Source organism: Acidovorax sp. JHL-3 (assembly GCF_000526295.1).
Taxonomy (GTDB): Bacteria; Pseudomonadota; Gammaproteobacteria; order Burkholderiales; family Burkholderiaceae_C; genus Acidovorax; species Acidovorax defluvii.
The window spans coordinates 240284-263811 of the sequence record NZ_JAFU01000001.1 but is presented as its reverse complement, the minus strand read 5'-3'; the positions used below and the strand labels follow the sequence as shown (position 1 = coordinate 263811).

Here is a 23528-nt window from a genome sequence, read left to right as displayed (position 1 = left end):
CCGCACAATGCGCGCTGCTTTACAACGACAAACCCGATTCCATGAACGCACGCTGGCAGCAAGTTGTGGTCCTTTTCAATGCACTGGCCACCATCGCCTGGCTGGCATGGCAGTGGCCCCGCTCGCCGCTGGTGGCGCTGGCGGGCGTGGCTGGCGCACTGGCGTTGTTCGGGCTGGTGCTGGGGCTGCAGTTTGTGATCATGCGGCGCGTGAACCGGTCCGACCCCGCGCCGCGGCCGTCATGGCGGCAACTGGTGGTGGCCTGGTGGGCCGAGGCGCGCCTGGCGCTGGTGGTGTTTGGCTGGCGCCAGCCGTTTCGCCACAACGCCGTGCCCGACAGGCTTCCGTCCCTGTCACCCCTGTCACCCCTGTCGCCTGGCCAGCAGGCCACGCGCCGGGGCGTGGTGCTTGTGCACGGCTTTCTGTGCAACCGCGGCTTCTGGCTGCCGTGGATGGCCGCGCTGCGCGAGCGCGGCCACGCCCATGTAGCGGTCACGCTGGAACCCGCCTTTGGCTCGATAGACGACTACACCGCCACCATCGACGCTGCCGTGCAGCGGGTGCAAGAGGCCACCGGCATGGCCCCGGTGGTGGTGGGCCACAGCATGGGCGGGCTGGTGGTCCGCGCCTGGCTGCGCTCGTTGCCTGCGGACAGCGCTGCGGCGCGCGTGCACCGGGTCATCACGCTGGGAACGCCGCATGGCGGCACCTGGGCCGGGCGTTTCAGCCGCTCGGTGAATGGCCAGCAAATGGCGCTGGGGGGCGAGTGGGTGCGGCAATTGCAGCAGGAAGAGCCTGCGGCCCGTGCGGCCCGGTTTACCTGCTGGTATTCGAACTGCGACAACATCGTTTTTCCGGCGGGCACGGCGATGTTGCCGGGGGCGGACAACCGGTTGGTGGAGGGGGTTGCGCATATGCAGATGGCTTTTGATCCAGCGGTGATGCGGGCTTGTCTTGAGGAGATTGCGCGGGGGTGAGGGTGGGTTTTGGTGTTTTTTGGCTCTGGCGCTTATGTATCAAGCGCTGGTAGCTATTGTTTTTATAGTTTGGCTGTTTTTCCAACCGTTCGGGTTGAGTTTGTCGAGGCCTTGCGCTGGTCGTGGTTCGTGCCTTGGTTGAGGGCGGAGGCCGGGAGTCGCCCGGCGTGCGAGTAACTTTCTTTTGCTTCGCGAAGCAAAAGAAAGCCACTGCGCCGCCGGGCGCACAACCCGGCCTCTGAGCTAAAAACAAGCACAGCGGCGACTATAAAAAACATAGCTACCAGTGCTTGATACATAAGCGCTATAGGCCGATATTTCTCAAAAACTCAAACTGCAACCACCCCCCGCTCATCCGCCGCAAACTCCGGCACTCCCCGCAACCGCTCATAGATCGGCGCAAAGTCCGCTGCCGTCATGTCAAACAGCTGCTCAAAGCTGTCGATCACAAAATACGTCTGCTGGTAGGTGTCGATCTTGTAGCGCGTGCGCATGGTGCGCTCCAGCTGCAAGGGCAGGCGTTGGGGTTCGGGGCTTTGCACGGCATACGGCAGTTCGCCCGCCGAACTCAGGATGCCCGCGCCATACGCTCGCAGTCCACCGGCCTCCCGGATCAGCCCGAACTCGATGGTGTACCAGTACAGGCGGCTCAGCATTTCGCAAGACCCCAGCCCTTGCGCCTTCAGGCCGCCCTGGCCGTAACGCTGCACATAGTCGGCGAACACCGGGTTGAACAGCAGCGGCACATGGCCGAAGAGGTCGTGAAAGATGTCGGGCTCGACGATGTAGTCAAATTCTTGTGGCGTACGGATCCAGTCCGTCACCGGGAACTGGCGGTTGGCCAACAGCGTGAAGAAGGGCACCTCGGGAATCAGCCCCGGCACGGCCACGATCTCCCAACGCGTGGCGCGGTACAGGCGCTCGTTGATTTCCTCGAAGCGCGGTATGTGGTCCTTGATGCCCAGCGAGGGCAGGGCCGCGATGAAGTCCTCGCTGGCCAGGCCCGGCAGCAGGGCGCTCTGGCGCTCGTACAGGCGCCGGTAGGTGTCGTGGTCGGCGGCGGTGTAGGCCGCATGGTTTTGCGGGCAGGTGTAGTTGGCGGCGGCGCGCGAGTAGTCGCCGCGCGGCGCCCGCTCGCTGGCGCCGTAGACGACGGGTTCGATGGCCATGGCCGTATTCCGCTCAGGCCTTCTTGCCTTCGAGCACGCCGCGCCGGATCTGGTCGAGCTCGATGCTTTCAAACAGCGCCTTGAAGTTGCCGTTGCCAAAGCCGTCGTCGCCCTTGCGCTGGATGAACTCGAAGAAGATGGGCCCCAGCTGGTTCTCGCTGAAGATCTGCAGCAGCAGCTTGCCGGCCACGCCGTCGATCAGGATCTTGCGGTCTTTCAGGGCCTGCAGCGGCTCGCCGTGGCCGGGGATGCGTTTTTCCACCAGCTCGTAGTAGGTGTCGGGCGTGTCGAGCAGGCGCACGCCGCTGGCGCGCAGCGCGTCCACGGTGTCGTAGAGGTGGTCCGAGCCCATGGCGATGTGCTGGATGCCCTCGCCCTTGTACATGTCCAGGTACTCCTGGATCTGGCCGGACTTTTCCTTGCCCTCTTCATTGATCGGGATGCGGATCTTGCCGCAGGGGCTGGTCATGGCCTTGCTCTTGACGCCTGTGACCTGGCCTTCAATATCGAAGTATTTGATCTCGCGAAAGTTGAACACGCGCTCGTAAAAGTCGGCCCATTCGTTCATCCGGCCCCGGTGCACGTTGTGCGTGAGGTGGTCGATGTAGGTCAGGCCATGGCCCACGGGGTTAAGGGCCTCGTCGGCGCTCACGCCGGGCAGGGGTTCGAAGTCCACGTCAAAGAAACCGATGTTGCCAATGTCGCCCGGCTGCGCGCCGTTTTTGCCGCGCCAGCGGTCCACCAGATAAATCAGGCTGTCGCCCACGCCCTTGATGGCGGGGATGTTCAGCTCGCCCGGCCCGGCCACGCCCGCGTAGCCCCAGGCCCCCAGGCCCAGCGCGCGCTCGTAGGCGGCCTTGGTGTCGTGCACGCGAAAGGCGATGGCGCAGACGCTGGGGCCGTGCAGGCGGGCAAAGCGCTGGGCAAAGCTGTCGGGCTCGGCGTTGATGATGAAGTTGATCTCGCCCTGGCGGTACAGCAGCACGTTCTTGTGGCGGTGGCGCGCCACCGGCCTGAAGCCCATGCCCTCGAACACCTTGCCCATGGCCTGCGGGTCGGGCGCGGCGAATTCGATGAATTCAAACCCGTCCGTGCCCATGGGGTTCTCCCAGGCGGCGGTGTCTTGCGTGGCTTGCTGCGGCAATGCTGCGTTCATGTTGTCTCCGGCCAAAAAAATAGGAATGCCGTGCACTGTAGGCGCGTGCTGTCTCATGTTTCCGGCGATTTGGAGATGCAATGAACGGTTGTTTGCAGGAATGCTGCGTCAGATCAATGCGCGATGAAGGGATGGTGCTAGCCGGTTCGCGGCGCTCTGCGGTGTCTTGTCGCCTTCTTTGGGGCAGGGCTTAGCGCGGGGCGGGCGCCGGCTGCAGCTTGCGCACGGCCTGTGCGGCGGCCAGGCGCTGCTGCTCTTGCGGCGTGAAGAGTTGCTGGCGCAACTGCTGCAAGGCGGCGCTGTCGGTGGTTTGCGCCTGGGCCTGGCTGTACTGGTCGAGCCGGTTTTGCCAGTCGGTCTCGTCCCGGTCGAGCTGGGCCAGGGCGCGTGCTGCCTCTTCGCCATATTGGGCGCTGCGGGTGGCGTGGCGCGTGCGCTCGTCCGTGCCCTGGGCATTGAATTGCTGGGTCTGTTGGGCTACGGCCACGTGAAGGGTGGCGCCGGCGCGCTCGGCCTGGCGCTCTGGGGACAACCCGGCTTGCGCCTCGCGCAGGGCCAGCTCCTTTTGTTGCGCTGTCAGCGCGGGGTTGTGGGCAATTTCGAGCCGCGCGAGGGTGTACTGGTCAAGCTCGGCCTCGTGCGCAAAAAGCGCTTCGTATTCCTCGTCCTGGAAATGCTGGCGACGCAATTGCTCGCGCTGTGCCAGTGCGCTGCGCAGGGCCCGGGGGTCCTTGAGGTCGGCGGGGGCGCGCAATTGCCCCAAGGCCACGCGGTAATCCACGTAGCGCTCGGCCATCGCCAGCGCGCGGGTGGTGAGGTCGGGGGCAAAGTGCCGCCCCACCAGTGCGGCAAGGCGCTGCTTCAGTGTGGCGGGGTCGGCGGCGTCGCCCGCCTCCAGCAGCAGGGCTTCGAGGGTGTTGCGCAGCTCGCGGGTCAGAAAGGAATCACGGCCATCCACGCCGGCGCCCGCAGCCTGCGCTGCGAGGCGGTGCTCTGCCGGCGTTGCGGCGCGCAGGGCGCCGGGGTTGTGGCCGGCCACCGCCGCGCCCCCGGGTTGCTGCTGCGTGCGCAGTGGCGCAGGTTCCGCCGGCCAGGCCAGCCACAGCAGCGCGCCGGCGGCTACCGTGGCGGCGGCGGCCGCCACAGGCAGGGTGCGGTGGCGGGGCATGGCGTTACAGGCCGACCTGTTTGAGGCGGTTGGCGTGCTGGCGGTACAGCGTCACCGGGTCGGCAGAGAACCAGTCGCGCAGGCCCACCAGCTGGTTCACTTCGTCCAGGTGGTTCTGGCGGTAGTCGCCCAGATGCTTGCCCAGGCGCGAGGAGCAGGCCGACACCAGCCCGTCATTGGCTTCGCCAAACACCAGCCCCATGACGGCGAGAGGGCCGTCGGTCACGTCCAGCACGTTGGTGAGTTGCTGGGTGCCGGTCCACGAGTAATAGCGCACGCCATTCACCAGCTCGGCACCGCTGCCGCAGCCCGTGGGGACAGCCTGTGGAAACCGGCGGTTGAAGTCTGCCAGCCCGGCGGTGGTGAGCGAATCGAGCGCTGCCGTGGGCATTTGTGGCAGGCCGCTGCCGCCCGACACCAGGTTGATCAACCCCACCAACGCCGAGGCGGCGCCGTTGGCCACGGTTTCCGAGACCGATCCGGCGGGCGCCACGCCGCGCAGGATATCGGCCACGCGGGAGCCCCGGTTGACGCCGCCAATCGAGGTGACCGATGCCACCAGACCCGGCGCCACACCGGCCACGTAGCGCGTGGTGGGCCCGCCGTGCGAATGCCCCACTAGGTTCACCTTGGACGCGCCGGTGACGGCCAGAATGGTCTTCACCTGTGCCAGCAATTGCTCACCGCGCACCTCGGTGCTGTTGGCGGCAGATACCTGCGCCACAAAGACCCGCGCCCCGCCTTGTCGCAGGGCGTCCGGAATGCCATAAAAATAGTCCACGCCCAGCGCCGAATCAAAGCCAAAAAGCCCATGCACCAGCACGATGGGGTAGCGGGTCTGGGTGTAGCCACTTTGCGCGTGGGCAGTGGCCCCCAGCATGAGCGCGCAGGCCGTGACAGCGAACGAAAGGTGGCGCAAGAGGCGCCTGGTAAAACCGGTCATGTGTTTGTCTCCTGGTATTTGATTTTTGGTTTCGCGAAAAAGAACGACCGTACTTTTTCGCGAAGTTCATTGTTCAGCGGCGTGTGCGTTGTCACTATCGGGACATACCCGGTGCCCCAAAATCGGGGGCGCCTGACGCCGGCCCTGTTCGTAGAATCCTGCGCAATGAACGACGCCAATGCCCTCGACAAGCTGGACAAGGCCATCCTGCGCCGCCTGCAGGACAACGGACGCGAAACCTACGATGTGATTGGCGAGCAGGTGGGCCTGTCTCCCAGCGCCGTGCTGCGCCGCGTCAAGCGCCTGGAAGACAGTGGCGTGATCGCCCGCTATGTGGCACTGGTCCGGCCCGAGGCCGTGGGGCTGGGGCTGACGGCCTACCTCAATGTGCGGCTCGAAAAACACACCGAAAGCCACAAGCGCAATCCCATGGACCTGTTTCGCGCCAGCGTGCAGACCTGGCCCGAAGTGGTGGAGTGCGCCGCACTCACGGGTGAGATGGATTACCTGCTGCGCGTGGTGGTGGCCGACATGGCGCACTACAGCCGCTTCATCATGGATACGCTGCTCAAACACCCCAGCGTGCAGGATTGCAAAACGAGCTTCGTGCTGGACCGGGTAAAAGCCACCACCGCCGTGCCCGTGTGACGCTGGCAGGACGCCGCAACGGGGTGGTTGTGTAACAGTTGCTATGATGTTAGTAGCTGTAAGCGCTTTATCCGTATGGGTCTTAGCGCATTTTGTTGGGTTTTGGCAGGCGCCACTATTTTTGTTGCAGTGCAACAAAAAATGTGGAATTGACGAGGGAAAACCCGTAAAGTGGACTCCATGATCGCAACCAAAGACTGGCTCAAGGCTTCGTGGGACGCTGGCAAGGACATGCTGACGCCCCTCTCTGGCCGTTCGTCGGGTGAGGCCCACGCGCCCACTCCCGTGATGGTGCCCATCCGAGCGCTGGGCCCGTCTTACCGCGAGCGCATCACGCAGCATCTGTTGCAGCTGGAGCCGCCAGACCGGTATCTGCGCTTTGGCTACGCCGCCACCGACGAGCAGATTCGCCGCTACACCGAGCAGCTCGATTTTGATCGCGACGAAATCTTCGGCATCTACAACCGCCGTCTGGAGCTCATCGCCATGGCCCACCTGGCGTTTGCCGAGAACGCCGATCACAAGCAATGTGCCGAGTTTGGCGTGTCGGTGCTCAAGAAGGCGCGTGGCCGGGGATTTGGTGCGCGGCTGTTTGAACGGGCCGTCATGCACGCCCGCAATGAAGGGGTGAACATGGTGTTCATCCATGCGCTGACGGAAAACACCGCCATGCTCAAGATTGCGCGCAACGCGGGTGCCACGGTGCAGCGCGACGGATCTGAATCCGAGGCCTATCTGCAGATTTCTCCGCCCAGCCTGGACACGCGCATGGCCGAGATTGTCGAGCAGCAATACGCCGAGCTGGACTACCGCCTCAAGCGCCAGGCAAAGCAGTTCTGGGACTTTCTGGCGGGTGTGCAGGAAGTACGCCAAGGCGTGCGCAAAGCCCGCCACCAATCGGCCGAATAGCCACTCGCCGGCCCGCGGCAGGGGCGGTGTCACAACAATCCGGTATCCTAGCGGCCTGTTTCACTACCGCACGTCCTGCACTCCAAGACAGTGTCCGACCCGCACCCCCAGCGCTTGCCCGACAAGGAAGACAAGCGCACTTTTCTGCAAAAAGTGGCCGAGTTCATTCATCCCGGACCGGACTCCACTGAAGAGCTCATTGAAACCCTGGCCGAGGCCGAGGACAACGAAATCATTGGCGCCGACTCCCGCGTGATGCTTGAGCGCGTCATCCGCATGGCCGACATGACGGCCGGTGATGTGATGGTGGCCGCGCCACGCATGGACCTCGTCAACATCGAGGCGCCCTTCGACGAGCTGCTGCGGCTGGTGATCAACACCGCGCATTCGCGCTTTCCGGTGTACCAGGGGGAGCGCGAAAACATCATCGGCATCCTCATGGCCAAAGACCTGCTCAAGCTGCAGCGGGCACCCGAGCTGAACATCCGCGCCTTGCTGCGCCCGGCCGCCTTTGTGCCGGAAACCAAGGGGCTCAACGACCTGCTGCGCGAGTTTCGCGGCAACCGCAACCACCTGGCCATCGTGATCGACGAATTCGGCCGTGTGGCAGGTCTCATCACCATCGAGGATGTGCTGGAACAGATCGTGGGCGAGATCGAGGACGAGTTCGACATCCCCGAGGACGAAGGCGACATCTTTGGTCTGGCAGACCGCACCTACCGCGTGAGCGGCGACACCCCCATCGAGCGTGTGGCCGAGGCCTTTGGTGTGACCGTGCAAGGCAGCGATCCCGACGAAACCTTCGACACCATCGGCGGTCTGATCGCCCATGAAATGGGCCATGTGCCCAAGCGCGGCGAGCACCTGCAGCTGTGCGGACTGCACTTTGTGGTGCTGCACACCAAGGGTGGCGCCGTGCGCTGGTTCAAGGTGTCGCGCGTCGACGAAAACAGCGCAGCCGCCTGATGGCCCGGCTGCAACGGCTGCCCGGGGCCGCGTTCGCTGCGCATTCCAGCATGGCTGTGGTGGCGGGCGTGGCGCAGGCGCTGTCCCTCGCGTGGCCCTGGAACGGCGCGCCGCAATGGTGGTTGCAGATCGTGTCGCTGGCGGTGCTGGCCTGGCTGGTGCGCGCCCCAACGCCCTGGCGCCGGGCTGTGTGGCTGGGCTGGGCGTTTGCCACGGCCTGGCTGGCAGCTACCTTCTGGTGGCTTTTCATCTCCATGCACACCTATGGCGGACTCGCGGCGCCTCTGGCTTCGGCCGCCGTGCTGGGGCTGGCGGCCTTTCTGGGCACCTATTACGCTGTTGCTTTGGGGCTTTTTGCGCGCCTGGCGCCCACCCATCGGGCGCTGGCAGCTATTGTTTTTGCAGCGCTGTGGCTGCTGGCCGAGTTGGCGCGTGGCACGCTGTGGACGGGCTTTCCCTGGGGCGCCGGTGGCTATGCCCATGTGCAAGGGCCTTTGAGTGCGCTGGCGCGCACCGTGGGGGTGTATGGCGTCGGTTTCGTGGCAGCGGTGTTGGCCATGCTGCTGGCGCAGGCCCGCACCCGCGATCTGCACAGCCTGCGCGCCTGGGCACTGGTGGCGGGGGGCGCGCTGGTGCTGGTGGGAGCGGGGCTGCAGCGCCAATGCGCCATTGAGTCGTGCCACACACCGGCACGGCAGCCGTCGGCCCCGATCAGCCTGGCGCTGTTGCAGGGCAACATTCCGCAAAACGAAAAATTCGAGGCTGGCAGCGGCGTGCCGATGGCCCTGCAGTGGTATGCCGATGTGCTGGTCACCGCCAAGGCCTCCCTCGTGGTGGCGCCGGAAACCGCCATTCCGCTTTTGCCGCAGCAGCTCATGCCGGGGTATCTGGAGGGGCTCACGGCACGATTTGGCCAGGGCACGCAGGCGGCGCTGCTGGGCATCCCGCTGGGCGACGAGCGGCGGGGCTATACCAATTCGGTGCTGGGCATGAAGCCCGGCCAGCCAGCACCCTACCAGTATGACAAGCGCCACCTGGTGCCTTTCGGCGAGTTCATTCCGCCGTTTTTCCGGTGGTTCACGGCCATGATGAATATTCCCCTGGGTGATTTCAATCGGGGCGCCATCGGGCAGTCGTCTTTTGCCTGGGCCGGGCAGCGCATTGCACCCAACATCTGCTACGAAGACTTGTTTGGCGAAGAGCTGGGCGCGGCCTTTGCCGACCCGGCCAATGCGCCCACACTGTTTGTCAATTTCAGCAACATTGGCTGGTTCGGCAACACAGTGGCCATCGACCAGCACCTGCAGATCAGCCGCATGCGTGCGCTGGAGTTCGAGCGCCCCATGGTGCGCGCCACCAACACCGGGGCCACCGCGATCATCGACCACCGGGGCGTGGTCACCCATGCACTGGAGCGCCACACCCGCGGGGTGCTGACCGGCCAGGTGCAAGGGCGCGGGCTCAGCGCAGAAGAGGGCTGGGCCATCACACCGTATGCGTGGTGGGTGTCGCGCTGGGGCCTGGCGCCCCTGTGGGCGGTGGGTGTCTGCGTGGTCGCCGGGGCGGCGTTCGTGCGGCGCTGGCGCTTGCGGCACTGGGCCTGACGGCGGCGCGCGGCGATAACGGGTGGCAGGCGTTGATTTGTGTCATGCAGTTTCAGGCTGTCATGATGGACCTGAAAGCGAATCAGCGGGTGTGCGGGCCGTATGCCCTGATGTGCCTTGATAATGGAGCCCTGCAACCGGTAGCAGGGGTTGCGAACGGTGAATATTTGAAGCGGCGTGGCCGCTGTTCTGGAGTACGACTGAATATGGCAGATTCCTTTTCCTACGAACAACTGATTGCCTCGGGCGAGGGCCGGCTGTTCGGCGCCGACAGCGGGCGTCTGCCGCTGCCACCCATGCTGATGTTTGATCGCATCACGCACATTGACAGCGATGGCGGCGCGCACGGTCTGGGGAAAATCCGGGCCGAGCTCGACGTCAAACCTGACCTGTGGTTTTTTGCCTGCCATTTCCAGGGCGACCCGGTCATGCCCGGTTGCCTGGGGCTCGATGCCATGTGGCAGCTCATCGGTTTTTACCTGACCTGGCTGCAATTGCCCGGCCGTGGCCGTGCCCTGGGTGCGGGCGAAGTCAAGTTCACCGGTGAAGTGGGGCCCGACGTGAAACGCGTCACCTACGAAATCGACATCAAGCGCGTCATCAAGCGCAAGCTTGTCATGGCCATTGGCGACGCCCGCCTGCTGGCCGATGGGAAAGAGATTTACGTGGCCAACGACCTGCGCGTGGGCTTGTTCAAGCGTGAGGAAGACGCGGCCAAAGACGGAGCGCCGCAAGGAGAGGCAGCATGAAGCGCGTGGTGATCACGGGCACGGGCATTGTCTCGTGCATCGGCAACGATATGGCTACGGTGGAGGCCTCGCTGCGCGAAAGCCGCTCGGGCATCCGTGCCATGCCGCAGTTTGCCGAGCTGGGCATGCGCAGCCGCGTGGCAGGTGTGCCCCAGATCGATCTGGAAGCACTGATCGACCGCAAGCAGCTGCGCTTCATGGGCGATGCGGCGGCCTATGCGCACATTTCGTTGGCCAACGCCATTGCCGAGTCGGGCCTCACGCCCGAGCAGGTGTCGCACCCGCGCACCGGCCTCATCATGGGCTCGGGCGGCGGTTCGCCCGCCAACCAGATCGAGGCGGCCGATATTTTGCGCAGCAAGGGCATCCGTCGCGTGGGGCCTTACCAGGTCACCCGCTGCATGAGCTCCACCGTGTCGGCGTGTCTCTCGACCAACTTCGGCATCAAGGGCATCAACTACTCCATCACCTCGGCCTGCAGCACCTCGGCGCATTGCATCGGCGCGGCCGCCCAGCAGATCGCCTGGGGCATGCAGGACGTGATGTTTGCCGGCGGCGGCGAAGAGGTCACCTGGGGAATGGGCCTGCTGTTTGACGCCATGGGCGCCATGTCCAGCGCCTACAACGACACGCCCGAGAAAGCCTCGCGCGCCTACGACGCCAACCGCGACGGCTTCGTGCTGTCGGGCGGCGGCGGTGCCGTGGTGCTCGAAAGCCTCGATCACGCCCTGGCGCGTGGCGCCACCATTCTGGGCGAGGTTGTCGGTTTTGGTGCCACGTCCGATGGCGCCGACATGGTGGCCCCTTCTGGCGACGGCGCCATTGCCTGCATGCGCCAGGCCATCTCCACCGTGAGCGAGCCCATCGACTACATCAACACCCACGGCACCTCCACCCCCGTGGGCGACGTGCCCGAGCTGCGCGCCATCCGCGAAGTGTTTGGCGACACCATTCCGCCGTTCTCGTCCACCAAGTCACTCACCGGCCACTCGCTGGGCGCCACGGGCGTGCAAGAGGCCATCTATTGCCTGCTCATGCTGCGCCAGGGCTTCATTGCCGGCTCGGCCAACATCGAAACGCTCGAGCCCGCCGCAGAAGGCATGCCCCTGGTGCGCAAGACGGTTGACGCGCCCATTCGCACCGCGCTGTCCAACAGCTTCGGCTTTGGCGGAACCAACGCCAGCCTGGTGCTGCGCCGCTGGGAGCCTTGAGTCGCGCGCACTGGTTGCTATTAAAGTGAGAGCTGCTTGCGCTTGATGGACGGGCGCTTGCGGCTCTTTTTGCTTATAAGCCCTGTTTGCGGCCACGGCTCGTAAAATCAGGGGATCTTGCGCAGCACCAGGCGCACCCACACACACCAACCGCGCATGGCCTTGCTGCCATGCCAGACAAACGCATGTTGACCTTCCAGCAAATCATTCTCAAGCTGCAGTCGTACTGGGACGCCCAGGGCTGCGCACTGCTCCAGCCCTACGACATGGAAGTGGGCGCTGGCACCAGCCACACCGCCACCTTTCTGCGCGCCATCGGCCCCGAGCCCTGGAAGGCCGCCTACGTGCAGCCCAGCCGCCGCCCCAAGGACGGCCGCTACGGCGAGAACCCCAACCGCCTGCAGCACTACTACCAGTTCCAGGTGGTCCTGAAGCCCGCACCGGCCAACATTCTGGAGCTGTACCTGGGCTCGCTCGAAGCGCTGGGGTTCGATCTGAAAAAGAACGACATCCGCTTTGTCGAGGACGACTGGGAAAACCCCACGCTCGGCGCCTGGGGTCTGGGCTGGGAGGTCTGGCTCAACGGCATGGAAGTCACGCAGTTCACCTATTTTCAGCAGGTGGGCGGCATCGACTGCAAGCCCGCCACGGGTGAGATCACCTACGGCCTGGAGCGCCTGGCCATGTACCTGCAGGGCGTGGACAACGTCTACAACCTGACCTGGACCGAAGGCGCCGACGGCTCCAAGCTGACCTACGGCGATGTGTACAAGCAAAACGAGGTGGAGCAGTCCACCTACAACTTCGAGCACAGCGACGCCGACTTTTTGTTCACCGCCTTCAATGCGCACGAAAAGCAGGCCAAGCACCTCATGGAGCAGCAGCTCGCGCTGCCTGCCTACGAGCAGGTGCTCAAGGCCGCGCACAGCTTCAACCTGCTGGATGCCCGCGGCGCCATCAGCGTGACCGAGCGCGCCGCCTACATCGGCCGCATCCGCAACCTGGCGCGCGCCGTGGCGCAAAGCTACTACGAAAGCCGCGAGCGCCTGGGCTTTCCCATGGCGCCGCGCGAATGGGTGGCACAAATGGCGAAAAAGGCAGCCTGAGCGCGCGGAAAGAACAAGAACATGACAACCCAAAACCTTCTCGTTGAACTGTTTGTAGAAGAGCTGCCCCCCAAGGCGCTGCAGAAGCTGGGCGATGCTTTCGCCTCGGTGCTGGCTGACCAGCTCAGGGCGCAAGGCCTGACCTCTGCCGACACTGCCGTCACCGCCTACGCCTCGCCGCGCCGGCTGGCGGCCCATGTGAGCCATGTGGCGATCAAGGCCGAGGACAAGGCGGTTCAGCAAAAGCTCATGCCTGTGAGCGTGGGCTTGAATGCCGAGGGCCAGGCAACGCCCGCCCTGCTGAAAAAACTGCAAGCCCTGGGCGCTGACCTGTCCGACCCCGCCGCCGCTGTGGCCGCGCTCAAGCGTGCACCCGACGGCAAGGCCGAGGCGCTGTTCTACGACAGCCTGGTCACCGGCGCCACGCTGGACACCGGCCTGCAAAAAGCCCTGGACGAGGCCATTGCCAAGCTGCCCATCCCCAAGGTGATGAGCTACCAGCTGGAGACCGACTGCGAGCTGCCCGGCTGGAGCAGCGTTCACTTTGTGCGCCCCGCGCACGGCCTGGTCGCGCTGCACGGCACGACCGTGGTGCCCGTCAAGGCGCTGGGCCTCACCGCCGGTTGCACCACGCAAGGCCACCGTTTTGAGGCCCTGGTGAGCCCGGTGGTGGTGCCGCACGCCGACCAATACGCCGAAGTGCTGCACAGCGATGGCGCCGTGATTGCCAGTTTTGCCGCGCGCCGCGCCGAAATCGCCCGTCAACTGGCCGCTGCTGCCGCCCAGGTGGGCAATGGCGCGCGCCCCATTGAAGACGACGCGCTGCTCGATGAAGTGACCGCGCTGGTCGAGCGCCCCAATGTGCTCATCTGCCAGTTTGAAGAACAGTTCCTCGATGTGCCGCAGGAATGCCTCATCCTCACGATGAAGGCCAACCAGAAGTACTTCCCGCTGCTCGACGCCGCAGGCAAGCTGACCAACAAGTTCCTGGTGGTGAGCAACATCAGCCCCGAGGACACGAGCTTTGTGACCGGCGGCAACGAGCGCGTGGTGCGCCCGCGCCTGGCCGACGCCAAGTTCTTTTTCGACCAGGACCGCAAGAAGACGCTGGCTTCGCGCGTCGAGGGCCTCTCCAAGGTGGTTTATCACAACAAGCTCGGCACGCAGGGTGAACGCGTGGAGCGTGTGCGCGCGATTGCCAAAGCCATCGCAAAGCAACTGGGCGATGCCGCTCTGGTGGCCGACGCGGACCAGGCCGCGCTGCTGGCCAAGACGGACCTCGTGACCGACATGGTGGGTGAGTTCCCCGAACTGCAGGGCACCATGGGCCGCTACTACGCGCTCAATGACGGCCTGGGCGAAGTGGTGGCCGATGCCATCGAAGACCACTACAAGCCCCGTTTTGCTGGCGACACGCTGCCGCGCAATACTGCGGGTGTGGTGGTGGCGCTGGCCGACAAACTGGAAACGTTGGTGGGGATGTTCGGCATCGGCAACCTGCCCACGGGCGACCGCGACCCGTTTGCGCTGCGCCGCCACGCGCTGGGCGTGATCCGCATGCTGGTCGAAAAAGACCTGCCGCTCGATCTCAACGCGCTGCTGGCCGGTGCCGTGCCCGCGTTTGGCGACAAGATCACCGATGCTTCGGCCGCGCTGGCCGATTTCATCTACGACCGCCTCGCTGGCAGCCTGCGCGAGCAGGGCTACAGCGCGCAAGAGGTCGATGCCGTGCTGGCCCTGCGCCCACAGCGGCTGGCGCAGGTGCCCCAGTTCCTCGCGGCGGTGCGCGCCTTTGCCGCACTGCCCGAAAGCCCGGCCCTGGCTGCGGCCAACAAGCGCGTGGGCAACATCCTCAAGAAGGCCGAGCTCGAAGGCCCGGTGGACGCCCACGTCAACCCCGCCTTGCTGCAGGAACAGGCCGAAAAAGACCTCTATACCGCCCTGCAGCGCTTCGTGCCCGAGGCCAATGACCAGTTTGATGCGGGCGACTACACCGCCAGCCTGCAAACCCTGGCCGTGCTGCGCGCACCGGTGGATGCGTTCTTTGACGACGTGATGGTCAACGCCGAGCAGCTCGACCTGCGACTGAACCGCCAGGGCCTGCTCAAGACCCTGCACGAAGCAATGAACCGCGTGGCCGATCTCTCGCGCCTGGCTTCCTGAGCCGTCTGCTAGGCTGGCTGCTTCAACTTGGCAAGGGTACCCATGAAACTCGCCATCCTCGACCGTGACGGCACCCTCAACCCGCTGGGAGATGACTTCATCACCTCGCCCGAGGAGTGGAGCGCCCAGCCTGGCGCGCTGGAGGCCGTGGCCCGGCTCAACCATGCCGGCTGGCGTGTGGTGGTTGCCACCAACCAGCCGGGGCTGGGGCGGGGCCTGTTCGACGTGGTGTCGCTCAACGCCATCCACGCCAAGATGCTGCGACAGGTGGCGGCGGTGGGGGGGCGCATCGACGCCGTTTTCTATTGCCCGCACGCGCCCGACGAGGCCTGCCATTGCCGCACGCCTGCGCCCGGCCTGCTGGAACAGATCTGCGACCGCTATGGCGTGGAGCCTTTCGATGCGCGGGTGGTGGGCAGTTGCGCCGAGCATCTGCAGGCGGGCGCGGCGCTGGGCGCGCAGGTGCACCTGGTGTGCACGGGCAGCGCGGCCCATTTGCAACCCGGGCAGCCCTTGCCCATCGAGTTTCCCGCCACCACGCGGGCGCATGCCAGCCTGGCAGCATTTGTCGAGCATTTGCTGCCCCCGGCGTCTTCAACGCCTGTGCCGCAGCCAGCGGCTGCGCAGCAGGCTGCCGCTGGGCCAGACGCATCGCATCGCCCCGCAGCGGATGCACCGCCGCTCTTTTCTTGATGCTATATATTTAATAGCTACTTGCGCTTAATTGGTAAGCGCCAGAACCAAAAAACACTATAAATATGGCCTTGATCCGTTCCATCCTTCACATGCTCTGGATGGGCATCACCGTGGTGCCCTACACGCTGGCCATCCTGCTGGTGCGGCTGTTCGGTGCCAGCAGCCGCACGCGCTACCGCATTGCGCGGGCCTGGCTCAAGCTCAGTGTGGACTCGGCCGGCGTCATCATGGGCATCCGCACCCGCATCACCGGCATGGAGCACCTGCCCACGCAGGAAAACCAGGGCGTGGTGCTGCTCGTCAAGCACCAGTCCACCTACGAAACCTTCCTCATGCCGGCGATCATGCCGCGCCCGCTGGCCTATGTGTTCAAGAAAGAGCTGCTGCGCGTGCCGTTTTTTGGCTGGTCGATTGGCAGCCTGGACATGATCCACATCGACCGGGGCCAGGGCGTGCGGGCTTTTGTCAAGGTGGTGCAACAGGGCCGGGCGCTGCTGGCCCGGGGCACCTGGGTCATCATGTTCCCCGAGGGCACGCGCATAGAGCGCGGCCAGGTGGGCCAATACAAGAGTGGCGGCACGCGGCTGGCCATTGACGCCGGGGTGCCCGTGGTGCCCGTGGCCGTCACCTCGGCACGGGTGTGGCCGCGCAAGGCCTTCATCAAGCGCCCCGGGGTGGTGGATGTGTCGATTGGCCAGCCCATCCCCAGCGTGGGCCGCAAGCCCGACGAGCTGATGCGGGAGGTCGAAGACTGGATTGAAGCCGAAATGCGCCGCCTCGACCCCGAGGCATATCCCGCCAAACCCTGAGCGCGCCATGATGCAGCGGCTGGTGCAACTGGCGCTCGACCTGTTCGACCCGCCCGGGCCGGAGCGGGTGGTCGGCGCCTTGCCCACGGATGCGGGTTCAGCGGCGCAGGAAATCAAGCAAAAACTGCCCGTAGGCCTTGTCGATAAAGCGCAATCAGCTCCTGAAACAGGAGCGATCATGGCGCTTCCCGCCGCTCCGCCGGCGCCTGCTTTGGCGTCGCTGCTGTCCCCCACCGAGTTCCGTCACCCCCAGGCCAGCCGCGAGGTGCTGCTGGGCGATGCTGTGGTGGCCTATGCGCTGCAGCGCGTGCGCCGGCGCAGCATCGGCTTCACGGTTGGCGCCGATGGCCTGGCCGTGCGGGCGCCTAGCTGGGTCACGCTCTCGGCCGTGGACGCGGCGCTGCGCGAAAAATCGGGCTGGATTCTGCGCAAACTGAACGAGTCGCGCGAACGCCAGCAGCGCATGGAAGGCGGTCGCATTGCCTGGGCCCATGGCGCGCAACTGCCCTACCTGGGCGAGGCGCTGACCGTGGTGCTGGACCCCACCCACGGTTTTATTGGCAAGGGCGGCGCCTTGCACGGCGGCAGCGAAGACGCCGGGGGCACGAGCCTGCGCATCGGCCTGCCCCACAGCGCCAGCCCGGCGCAGATCCGCGATGCTGTGCAGGCTTGGCTGATGCGCGATGCGCGCCGCCATTTCACCGCCCGGCTCGACCATTTCGCGCCACTGCTTGATGTGCGCTGGACCAGCCTGCGCCTGTCCAGCGCCCAGACCCGCTGGGGCAGTGCCAAGGCCGACGGCTCCATCCGCCTGAACTGGCGCCTGCTGCACTACCGCCCGGCCATCATCGACTACGTGGTGGCGCACGAGCTGGCACACCTGCGCGTGATGGACCACAGCCCGCGCTTTTGGGGCACCGTGGCCACGGTGGTGCCCGACTACCCGGTGCTGCGCCACGCGCTGCGCGAACAACCGGCACCGCTGTGGGAATAAGCGCGCACGGATGCGCGGCAAGCGGTTGAAGGCCAGGGCAGTGCGCGGCAAAATGACGATCCGTTCCGCCTGAATCTCATTGCCTGGATGCCCACCATGATTCCCCTGCAGCTGTTCGACCCTGCTTCCAGCACCTACACCTACATCCTGCACGACGCCGCCACGCGCGATGCGTTGATCATCGACCCGGTGGACGAGCAGCTCGACCGCGATCTGGCGGTGCTGCAGTCGCACCACCTCACGCTGCGCTGGGCCCTGGAGACCCACGCCCATGCCGACCACATCACCAGCGCGGGCCGCCTGGCCGAACACACCGGTGCGCGCACGGCGGTGCCTGCGGGCTGCGGCATTGGCACGGCGGCGGTGCAATTGCTCGACGGCGAGACGCTGACCTTTGGCGGCGAAACCCTGCGCGCCCTGCACACCCCCGGCCACACGGCGGGCAGCATGTCGTACCTGTGGCGCGACCATGTCTTTACGGGTGACGCATTGCTCATCAACGGCTGCGGCCGCACCGATTTCCAGTCGGGCAGCGCGGCCGACCTTTACCGCAGCATCACCGGCGTGCTGTTTGCCTTGCCCGAGGGCACCACCGTCTGGCCCGGCCACGATTACAACGGGCGCAGCCACTCCACCATCGGCGCCGAAAAGGCCGGCAACGCCCGCGTGGCCGGGCGCAGCCAGGCCGAGTTTGTGGCGCTGATGGAGTCGCTGCACCTGCCGCGCCCGCGCCGCATCGACGAGGCGGTGCCCGCCAACCAACACTCGGGTCTGCGGCACGATGCCGATGGCGCCACCCTGCAGGCACCCCGCGCAGCAGAGGGCTATGCGGGTGATGTGTCGGCCCATCTGGCGTGGCAATGGGTGCAGGACGGGCAGGCCGTGCTGATCGATGTGCGCAGCGATGCCGAGCGCGAATGGGTAGGGCAGGTGCCCGGCGCCATTGCCGTGGCCTGGAAGCAATGGCCCGGCATGGTGATGAATGCCGATTTCGACGCACAGTTGCGCGCCGCCGTGCCCGAAGGTGGCCGCGCCGTGCTGCTGTGCCGCAGCGGCGTGCGCTCGGTGGCCGCCGCGCGCCGCGCGACCGACCTGGGCATCACCGCCTACAACATTCTCGAAGGCTTTGAGGGCGACCCCGACAGCCATGCGCAGCGCGGCAAAAAGGGCGGCTGGCGCAGGCAGGGACTGCCCTGGCGCCAAGGCTGAACGGCGCTGCTCCATGAAAAAGCGGGCACCTCCGGTTGGAGGGGCCCGCTTTTTTCTTGAGAGGCTGAAGCGCCCCAGGGCCCTTAAACGGGCGGAATGCGCAGTTTCTGACCGGGGTAAATCTTGTCGGGGTGCGTCAGCATGGGCTTGTTGGCCTCGAAGATCTGCGGGTACTTGTTGGCATCGCCATAGAACTTCTTGGCAATGGCCGAGAGCGTATCGCCGCGCACCACGTCGTGGTACTGGGCTTCGGGCTCGGGATTGGTCACATCCATCAGGTTGTCCACACTGGTGACATTGGCCACGTTGCCGCAGCACAGGGTGATTTTTTCCTTGGCCGATTGCGTGGGTGCCGTGCCTTTTACGGTGACCTTGCCCTGCGCGCCGTCAAACGCCACCTGCACGTTGCTGGCGCCCAGGTTCTGCGATGCGATGTAGGTCTCGATGGCCTTGGCCGCCTTGGCGTTGAGTTCTTCGGTGGCCGCGGGGTTGTTTAGCGTTGCCGCCTCTGCGTCCTTGCCGCCAAAAAGTTTTTCGCCCGCTTCTTTGATGAAACTGAATAAACCCATGTCGATTCTCCTGTGGTTGCAAAGTATTGAACGGTTACTGTAGTCCAACAGGTGCTGCGCGCCATGTCAGACAAGTGCCTGATCTCGTGCGCACCCGTCGTACCGGCCTTGCTGCTTGTCGCCACGCGCCCAGTGCGGGTGGCTGGGCTGGGGTGCCGACCTTGCCTGCGAAAAGTGCAAATGGGGAGAATAAAAACTCTGGATAATGCGCCGCATGACATTTTTGGCCATCGACGTCGGCAACACGCGTCTCAAATGGGCGTTGTACGACGCTCACCGCCCGGGCGCTGCGTTGCTGGCGCACGGCGCCGAGTTCCTGGATCACATCGACCGCCTGGCCGAAGGCTCGTGGGCGCAACTGTCGGCGCCCAGCCGCATGCTGGGGTGCGTGGTGGCGGGCGATGCCGTCAAACGCCGCGTGCAAGACCAGATGGAACTGTGGGATGTGCCGGCGCAATGGGTGGTGTCGTCTGCGCAGGAGGCCGGTGTCACCAACGGGTACGACTACCCTTCACGTCTGGGCTCGGACCGCTGGGTGGCCATGATCGGTGCGCGCCACCATGTGCTGGCAAAGGGCCCCGCGCGCCCCATCGTGGTGGTGATGGTGGGCACGGCGGTCACCGTGGAATGCATCGACACAGAAGGGCGCTTTCTGGGCGGCCTGATCCTGCCCGGCCACGGCATCATGCTGCGCGCCCTGGAGGCCGGCACGGCCGGCCTGCATGTGCCAACGGGCGAGGTGCGCCTTTTTCCCACCAACACCAGCGATGCTTTGACCAGCGGCGGCACCTATGCCATTGCCGGGGCGGTCGAGCGCATGGTGCAGCATGTCATTGCCCACTGCGGCGCCGAGCCGGCGTGCGTCATGACCGGTGGTGCCGGCTGGAAAATGGCGCCCAGCATGACGCGCCCATTTGAGCTGGTGGACAACCTGATTTTTGACGGCCTGCTGGAGATCGCCGCACGGCGTTTCGGCTGAGCCAGTCACTCCGGGCCTTGCCACTGCACCGCACCGGGTGCGCTGGCCCATGCTTTCAGTCTGCTTCCAGTTCGACGCGCGCCATTTCCACGTCGAGGCGCTCTCGCGCATCCCGGGGCTCACAGGCAGCAGCCTGCTCATATAGCTGCGTGGCCTGCTGCATTTTTGGCTCGCCTTCCAGCATCACCAGCGCGTTGGCATATTCGATCATGCCAATGGCTGAGCCCGGGTGGATCCGCAGCGCTTCCTGAAACAACTGAAGGCTTGTGTCTTTCTTGGCACCATAGGTCATACCGCCAATCAGCGCGCCCACCTTGTCGATCACCTCGGCATGGAAGGTGCCCAGTGCAATCCGGGCATCGGCATGTCGGGGCGACAGGGCAATGGCTGTCTCCAGCGCATTCTTGACCTTGCCGCCCAGCCCTTGTGCCAGCGCCTTGCCCACGCTGATGCCCTGGCTGTAGCGGCCCAGTGCGTAGGCATGCCAGTACCAAGCGTTGGCGTTGGCTGGCTCCTGGACCGCCTGGGCTTGGGCGCGCTCGGCCACCTGCATGAACAGATCAAGGCGGGTTTTTTCCTTGGGCTCAAGGTAGTTGGCGTAAATTGCGGTGGCCTTGTTGGCCACCGTGATGCCCGGCCCGCCTGCGCCCAGGCCCGCTGCCGCCGCTTGCTCAAATTCGCCGTTGTGGTACAGGGCCCAGGCCTGCAGCGCCACGGCATCGTGGGGGCAGGGCTCGGCATCGCCGCAGTGCAGCTGGCTCCACAGGTTCTTCACGCTGGCCACATCAAACCGGTAGTCACCAGCATGGGGGAAAGGGGTCCATCGGGCCATGGTGTATCTCCTCGGTAGGGGTTGTTGCGCTTGGCGTTTAGCCATTTGCTGGCGCGTAGGCGGCCACGATGTGCTGCAGATGCGCCCGTTGTCCGTCTTCCAGATACGGCATGAGCAAGGTGAGCACATGGTGCGCTCCCCGCTGCATTGCGGCCTGGGCGCTCTCGGGCTCGAGTGCGTGGCGTGGGTCCTGCACATATTCGAAGCTGAGCCAATAGGTCAGCACCACCACCATGCTGGTGGCCGTGGCCTTCTGGTCGCTCGCTTCGATGCGCAAGGCGCCTGCACGGCCCATGCCGTCAAGCATGGCTCGCACCGCGCGGGTCTTGCTTTTCAGGATGGTCTGGAAATGTGTTTCTAGCCGGCGGTTCTTGGACAGCAAGTCATTGAGATCGCGGTACAAAAAGCGGTATTGCCAGATGATTTCAAACAGCGTGTGCATGAAAAACCAGGCGTCCTCCACATTGCGCACGCTGTCGCCGGCACCCAGCAATTCGTTCAGCGCGTGTTCATACCGGTCAAAGAGCGCATTGATGAGCTCGTCCTTGGCCGGGTAGTGGTAGTAAAGATTGCCGGGGCTGATGCGCAGCTCGGCCGAGATGAGCGTGGTGGAAACGTTGGGTTCGCCAAACCGGTTGAACAGGTCCAGCGATGCTTCCAGGATGCGTTCGGCAGTGCGGCGCGGCGCTTTCTTCACCATGGATGCATGCCCTTTGATGTCGTTGTTTCTTGCTCTCTTGTGGCTACTCTAACCGAGCTGCATTTGCTGCAATGCAGCATCGAGGCGCAGCGCTGGTGCCGCTTGCGGGCGCATCGGCCCGGTTGCCACGCTGCGGTGGCGCATGGAGGAGGCAAGAAAAAAGCGACTGCACGCACGGGCGTGTCAGTCGCTTTGACCCAGGCGCGTGGCCCCAGGGATGGGCCCGGTGTGCCTGCAGTGTGCTCAGTTGCCTAAGGGTGTGTCTGGCGCAGCAACGGCCTTGGGGGCCGCAGGCGTGCGCGGCTTTGCAGCGGCCTTTTTGGCGGCAGCCGCTTTCACGGCGGGCTTGGCTGCGGGCTTGGCGGCTGCCTTGCGCGGGGCGGCCTTGGTTGCCAACGGTGCGGCAGGTTTGGCTATGGCGGCGGTCTTGGCTGCCGGCTTCGCCGTGGTCTTTGCGCTTGCGGATTTGCCCACAGCCTTGGTCAGCGCCTCGATGCGTGCATGCAGCGCCTCGATGTCGCGGGCCGAGGGCACACCCAGCTTGCCGAGGGCCTTGGCCACACGCTCTTCAAAAATGTTCTCCAGCTTGTCCCACTGCCCCTGGGCCTTGGAGCCGATGTCGCTGGCCATGTGCGTCATGCGGTTGGTGGCTTCAGTAATCTTCTCTTCGGCCACGGCCTGCGTCTTGCGCTGAATGGTCATGCCTTCCTTGACCAGGGCTTCAAACACCTTGCCACCTTCTTCCTGCGCCTTCGAGAAGGCCCCCAGGCCCGCCAGCCAGATTTGCTGCGCCGAATCCTTGACGGTGCTGGACAGTTGGGCATTGCTCTGCTTTTTGTCGTTGCTGGTCTTTTGCATTTTTTTGGCCATGGGGACTCCGGAATGGGTAGGGGTGGGTTGCCAGGGCCCCTTGCCGCTGGCACACAAAATGCACTTTACGCCGCGTGGGGCGGCCGGTGTAGGGGTGTGCTCCTAAAAGTGCAGTGGTGCACCCAAGTGGCATACGAGCAGTGGTTCTCGCACCATTGGCTGAGGTATTCCGTAACAGCTGCGAAAACGTACGCTACTTACAATGAGCCTTATTACAAGTACCCAACGAGCCTTCATGGAACAGTCTCACCACACCAGCGAAACCATTCAGCCTGTACAACAACAAGAAATCGACCTGCTCGACATCCTGTTAACGCTTGCAGAAAACATCAAGCTGCTGATTCTTGGCCCCTTGTTCGTGGGCATTTGCGCTTTGGGCATCGCCTACATCGTGCCTCAAACGTTTGAGAGCATCGCGGTACTTAAAGTAGAACAGGCCACCGCCAGCTTGATGACCACCGCTTCTGTGTTGGATCCGGTAGCCGCCGACCTGGGTTTAACCAAAGTGGATTCGGCTGAAGAAGCTCGCAAGCTATTGCGCGAGCAAATCAAGGTGTCGGTGGGGCGCAATGACAAACTGCTCACCCTCACAGTTTCAGCCCCCGCACCGCAACAGGCCCAGGCTATTGCCAACGCCGTACTCCAGCAAGCCTATGTGCAAAGCCGACCCAAGGGGAGCGATCTGACGCGGCTTGAAATCCAGCTGAAGGATGCGAAGGCACGCACCAAGAGCGCCGAAGACGCCGCAGGCGCCCTGCTCAAGCGCATGGAGTCCAACGGCGCCGCCGGCAGCACCGAGTCGGCGCGTGGTTACGCCGAGCTGCTCAACGTGGCTGCCGCCGCACAGAATCAAGTGGCTGCGCTTCAGGCCCAGCTGGAGGGCTTGACCGACGCCCAGCTCATCCAGGCGCCCACGCTTCCCGAAAAAGCCAGCAAACCCAAGAAAGGCCTGATTGCCATTGGCGCCACACTGGCCGCTGGGTTGGCGCTGATGCTTTTTGTTTTTGTGCGCCAGGCCGTGCGCGGCGCGGCCAAAGATGCAGGTGCTGCCAGCAAGATGGCCCGTATTCGGCGAGCATTGGCGCTGCGATAGTCGCGCAA

23 protein-coding genes and 1 pseudogene are annotated in these 23528 nt (G+C 64.8%); 16 read left to right on the top strand and 8 right to left on the bottom strand.

The window, feature by feature from the left end; all coding sequences use genetic code 11:
• The first annotated feature begins 41 nt into the window (after window positions 1–41).
• Complete coding sequence (locus tag K226_RS0101200; protein WP_024813051.1) at window positions 42–977, top strand: triacylglycerol lipase; 936 nt, start codon at window positions 42–44, stop codon at window positions 975–977.
• A gap of 329 nt (window positions 978–1306) precedes the next feature.
• Here K226_RS0101200 and phhA read toward each other — a convergent pair whose 3' ends face one another.
• The 4 genes from phhA to K226_RS0101180 all read right to left on the bottom strand — a co-directional run bounded on the left by phhA (window position 1307) and on the right by K226_RS0101180 (window position 5413).
• Window positions 1307–2146 carry a phenylalanine 4-monooxygenase gene (gene phhA, locus K226_RS0101195; RefSeq protein ID WP_024813050.1) on the bottom strand — a complete coding sequence of 280 codons (840 nt, stop codon included), beginning with the start codon at window positions 2144–2146 and terminating at the stop codon, window positions 1307–1309.
• Between the two features lie 13 nt (window positions 2147–2159).
• Window positions 2160–3302: a 4-hydroxyphenylpyruvate dioxygenase gene (gene hppD / locus K226_RS0101190; RefSeq protein ID WP_024813049.1), complete on the bottom strand. Its 1143-nt coding sequence runs from the start codon at window positions 3300–3302 to the stop codon at window positions 2160–2162.
• 190 nt (window positions 3303–3492) lie between these two features.
• Window positions 3493–4470: a lipase secretion chaperone gene (locus K226_RS0101185; RefSeq protein WP_024813048.1), complete on the bottom strand. Its 978-nt coding sequence runs from the start codon at window positions 4468–4470 to the stop codon at window positions 3493–3495.
• Window positions 4471–4474: 4 nt separating this feature from the next.
• Window positions 4475–5413 carry a triacylglycerol lipase gene (locus tag K226_RS0101180; protein WP_024813047.1) on the bottom strand — a complete coding sequence of 313 codons (939 nt, stop codon included), beginning with the start codon at window positions 5411–5413 and terminating at the stop codon, window positions 4475–4477.
• Window positions 5414–5578: 165 nt separating this feature from the next.
• Here K226_RS0101180 and K226_RS0101175 point away from each other — a divergent pair, with 165 nt between their 5' ends.
• From K226_RS0101175 to K226_RS20115, 13 genes and pseudogenes are all read left to right on the top strand, one after another.
• Entirely contained in the window at window positions 5579–6061 is a 483-nt protein-coding gene (locus K226_RS0101175) for an Lrp/AsnC family transcriptional regulator (RefSeq protein WP_024813046.1), read from the top strand.
• 180 nt (window positions 6062–6241) lie between these two features.
• Window positions 6242–6970 carry a GNAT family N-acetyltransferase gene (locus tag K226_RS0101170; RefSeq protein ID WP_024813045.1) on the top strand — a complete coding sequence of 243 codons (729 nt, stop codon included), beginning with the start codon at window positions 6242–6244 and terminating at the stop codon, window positions 6968–6970.
• A 90-nt stretch (window positions 6971–7060) separates the two neighbouring features.
• On the top strand, window positions 7061–7936 hold the full coding sequence (locus K226_RS0101165; protein ID WP_024813044.1) for an HlyC/CorC family transporter: 876 nt from the start codon (window positions 7061–7063) through the stop codon (window positions 7934–7936).
• A complete protein-coding gene (gene lnt, locus K226_RS0101160; RefSeq protein ID WP_024813043.1) occupies window positions 7936–9540 on the top strand; it encodes an apolipoprotein N-acyltransferase in 1605 nt (534 codons plus the stop codon). Before K226_RS0101165 ends, lnt begins: the two co-directional genes overlap by 1 nt.
• A 206-nt stretch (window positions 9541–9746) precedes the next feature.
• Window positions 9747–10289, top strand: a complete 543-nt coding sequence (gene fabA / locus K226_RS0101155; RefSeq protein WP_024813042.1) for a 3-hydroxyacyl-[acyl-carrier-protein] dehydratase FabA — start codon at window positions 9747–9749, stop codon at window positions 10287–10289.
• Window positions 10286–11500, top strand: coding sequence for a beta-ketoacyl-ACP synthase I (gene fabB / locus K226_RS0101150; protein ID WP_024813041.1), 1215 nt, complete (start codon window positions 10286–10288; stop codon window positions 11498–11500). The genes fabA and fabB overlap by 4 nt, the downstream gene beginning before the upstream one ends.
• 185 nt (window positions 11501–11685) lie before the next feature.
• Window positions 11686–12606, top strand: coding sequence for a glycine--tRNA ligase subunit alpha (gene glyQ / locus K226_RS0101145; protein WP_024813040.1), 921 nt, complete (start codon window positions 11686–11688; stop codon window positions 12604–12606).
• Between the two features lie 21 nt (window positions 12607–12627).
• The gene (gene glyS / locus K226_RS0101140; protein ID WP_024813039.1) at window positions 12628–14769 is read left to right on the top strand and encodes a glycine--tRNA ligase subunit beta; all 2142 of its coding nucleotides are present in this window, start codon (window positions 12628–12630) and stop codon (window positions 14767–14769) included.
• A gap of 42 nt (window positions 14770–14811) precedes the next feature.
• Window positions 14812–15462, top strand: a complete 651-nt coding sequence (locus tag K226_RS0101135) for an HAD-IIIA family hydrolase (RefSeq protein WP_024813038.1) — start codon at window positions 14812–14814, stop codon at window positions 15460–15462.
• Window positions 15463–15527: 65 nt separating this feature from the next.
• Complete coding sequence (locus K226_RS0101130) at window positions 15528–16274, top strand: 1-acyl-sn-glycerol-3-phosphate acyltransferase (RefSeq protein ID WP_024813037.1); 747 nt, start codon at window positions 15528–15530, stop codon at window positions 16272–16274.
• A 10-nt stretch (window positions 16275–16284) separates the two neighbouring features.
• Window positions 16285–17268: a M48 family metallopeptidase gene (locus K226_RS0101125; RefSeq protein ID WP_024813036.1), complete on the top strand. Its 984-nt coding sequence runs from the start codon at window positions 16285–16287 to the stop codon at window positions 17266–17268.
• 96 nt (window positions 17269–17364) lie between these two features.
• A pseudogene (locus tag K226_RS20120) lies at window positions 17365–18045 on the top strand (MBL fold metallo-hydrolase); the annotation flags it as partial.
• Window positions 18040–18477: a rhodanese-like domain-containing protein gene (locus K226_RS20115; RefSeq protein ID WP_238324237.1), complete on the top strand. Its 438-nt coding sequence runs from the start codon at window positions 18040–18042 to the stop codon at window positions 18475–18477. The pseudogene K226_RS20120 and the gene K226_RS20115, both read left to right, overlap by 6 nt.
• 83 nt (window positions 18478–18560) lie before the next feature.
• On the opposite strand, the gene lysM is transcribed toward K226_RS20115, so the two are convergent.
• A complete protein-coding gene (gene lysM, locus K226_RS0101115) occupies window positions 18561–19046 on the bottom strand; it encodes a peptidoglycan-binding protein LysM (protein ID WP_024813034.1) in 486 nt (161 codons plus the stop codon).
• 214 nt (window positions 19047–19260) lie between these two features.
• On the opposite strand from lysM, the gene K226_RS0101110 reads away from it, so the two are divergent.
• Window positions 19261–20025, top strand: a complete 765-nt coding sequence (locus K226_RS0101110; RefSeq protein ID WP_024813033.1) for a type III pantothenate kinase — start codon at window positions 19261–19263, stop codon at window positions 20023–20025.
• Window positions 20026–20080: 55 nt separating this feature from the next.
• On the opposite strand, the gene K226_RS0101105 is transcribed toward K226_RS0101110, so the two are convergent.
• The 3 genes from K226_RS0101105 to K226_RS0101090 form a co-directional block, all read right to left on the bottom strand.
• Entirely contained in the window at window positions 20081–20857 is a 777-nt protein-coding gene (locus K226_RS0101105; RefSeq protein ID WP_024813032.1) for a hypothetical protein, read from the bottom strand.
• A 37-nt stretch (window positions 20858–20894) separates the two neighbouring features.
• Window positions 20895–21557 (bottom strand): TetR/AcrR family transcriptional regulator, encoded by a 663-nt coding sequence (locus K226_RS0101100; protein ID WP_024813031.1) that lies wholly within the window; start codon window positions 21555–21557, stop codon window positions 20895–20897.
• Between the two features lie 243 nt (window positions 21558–21800).
• The gene (locus K226_RS0101090; protein WP_024813030.1) at window positions 21801–22427 is read right to left on the bottom strand and encodes a phasin family protein; all 627 of its coding nucleotides are present in this window, start codon (window positions 22425–22427) and stop codon (window positions 21801–21803) included.
• Window positions 22428–22662: 235 nt separating this feature from the next.
• On the opposite strand from K226_RS0101090, the gene K226_RS0101085 reads away from it, so the two are divergent.
• Window positions 22663–23520, top strand: a complete 858-nt coding sequence (locus K226_RS0101085) for a Wzz/FepE/Etk N-terminal domain-containing protein (RefSeq protein ID WP_024813029.1) — start codon at window positions 22663–22665, stop codon at window positions 23518–23520.
• The last annotated feature ends 8 nt before the right edge of the window (window positions 23521–23528 follow it).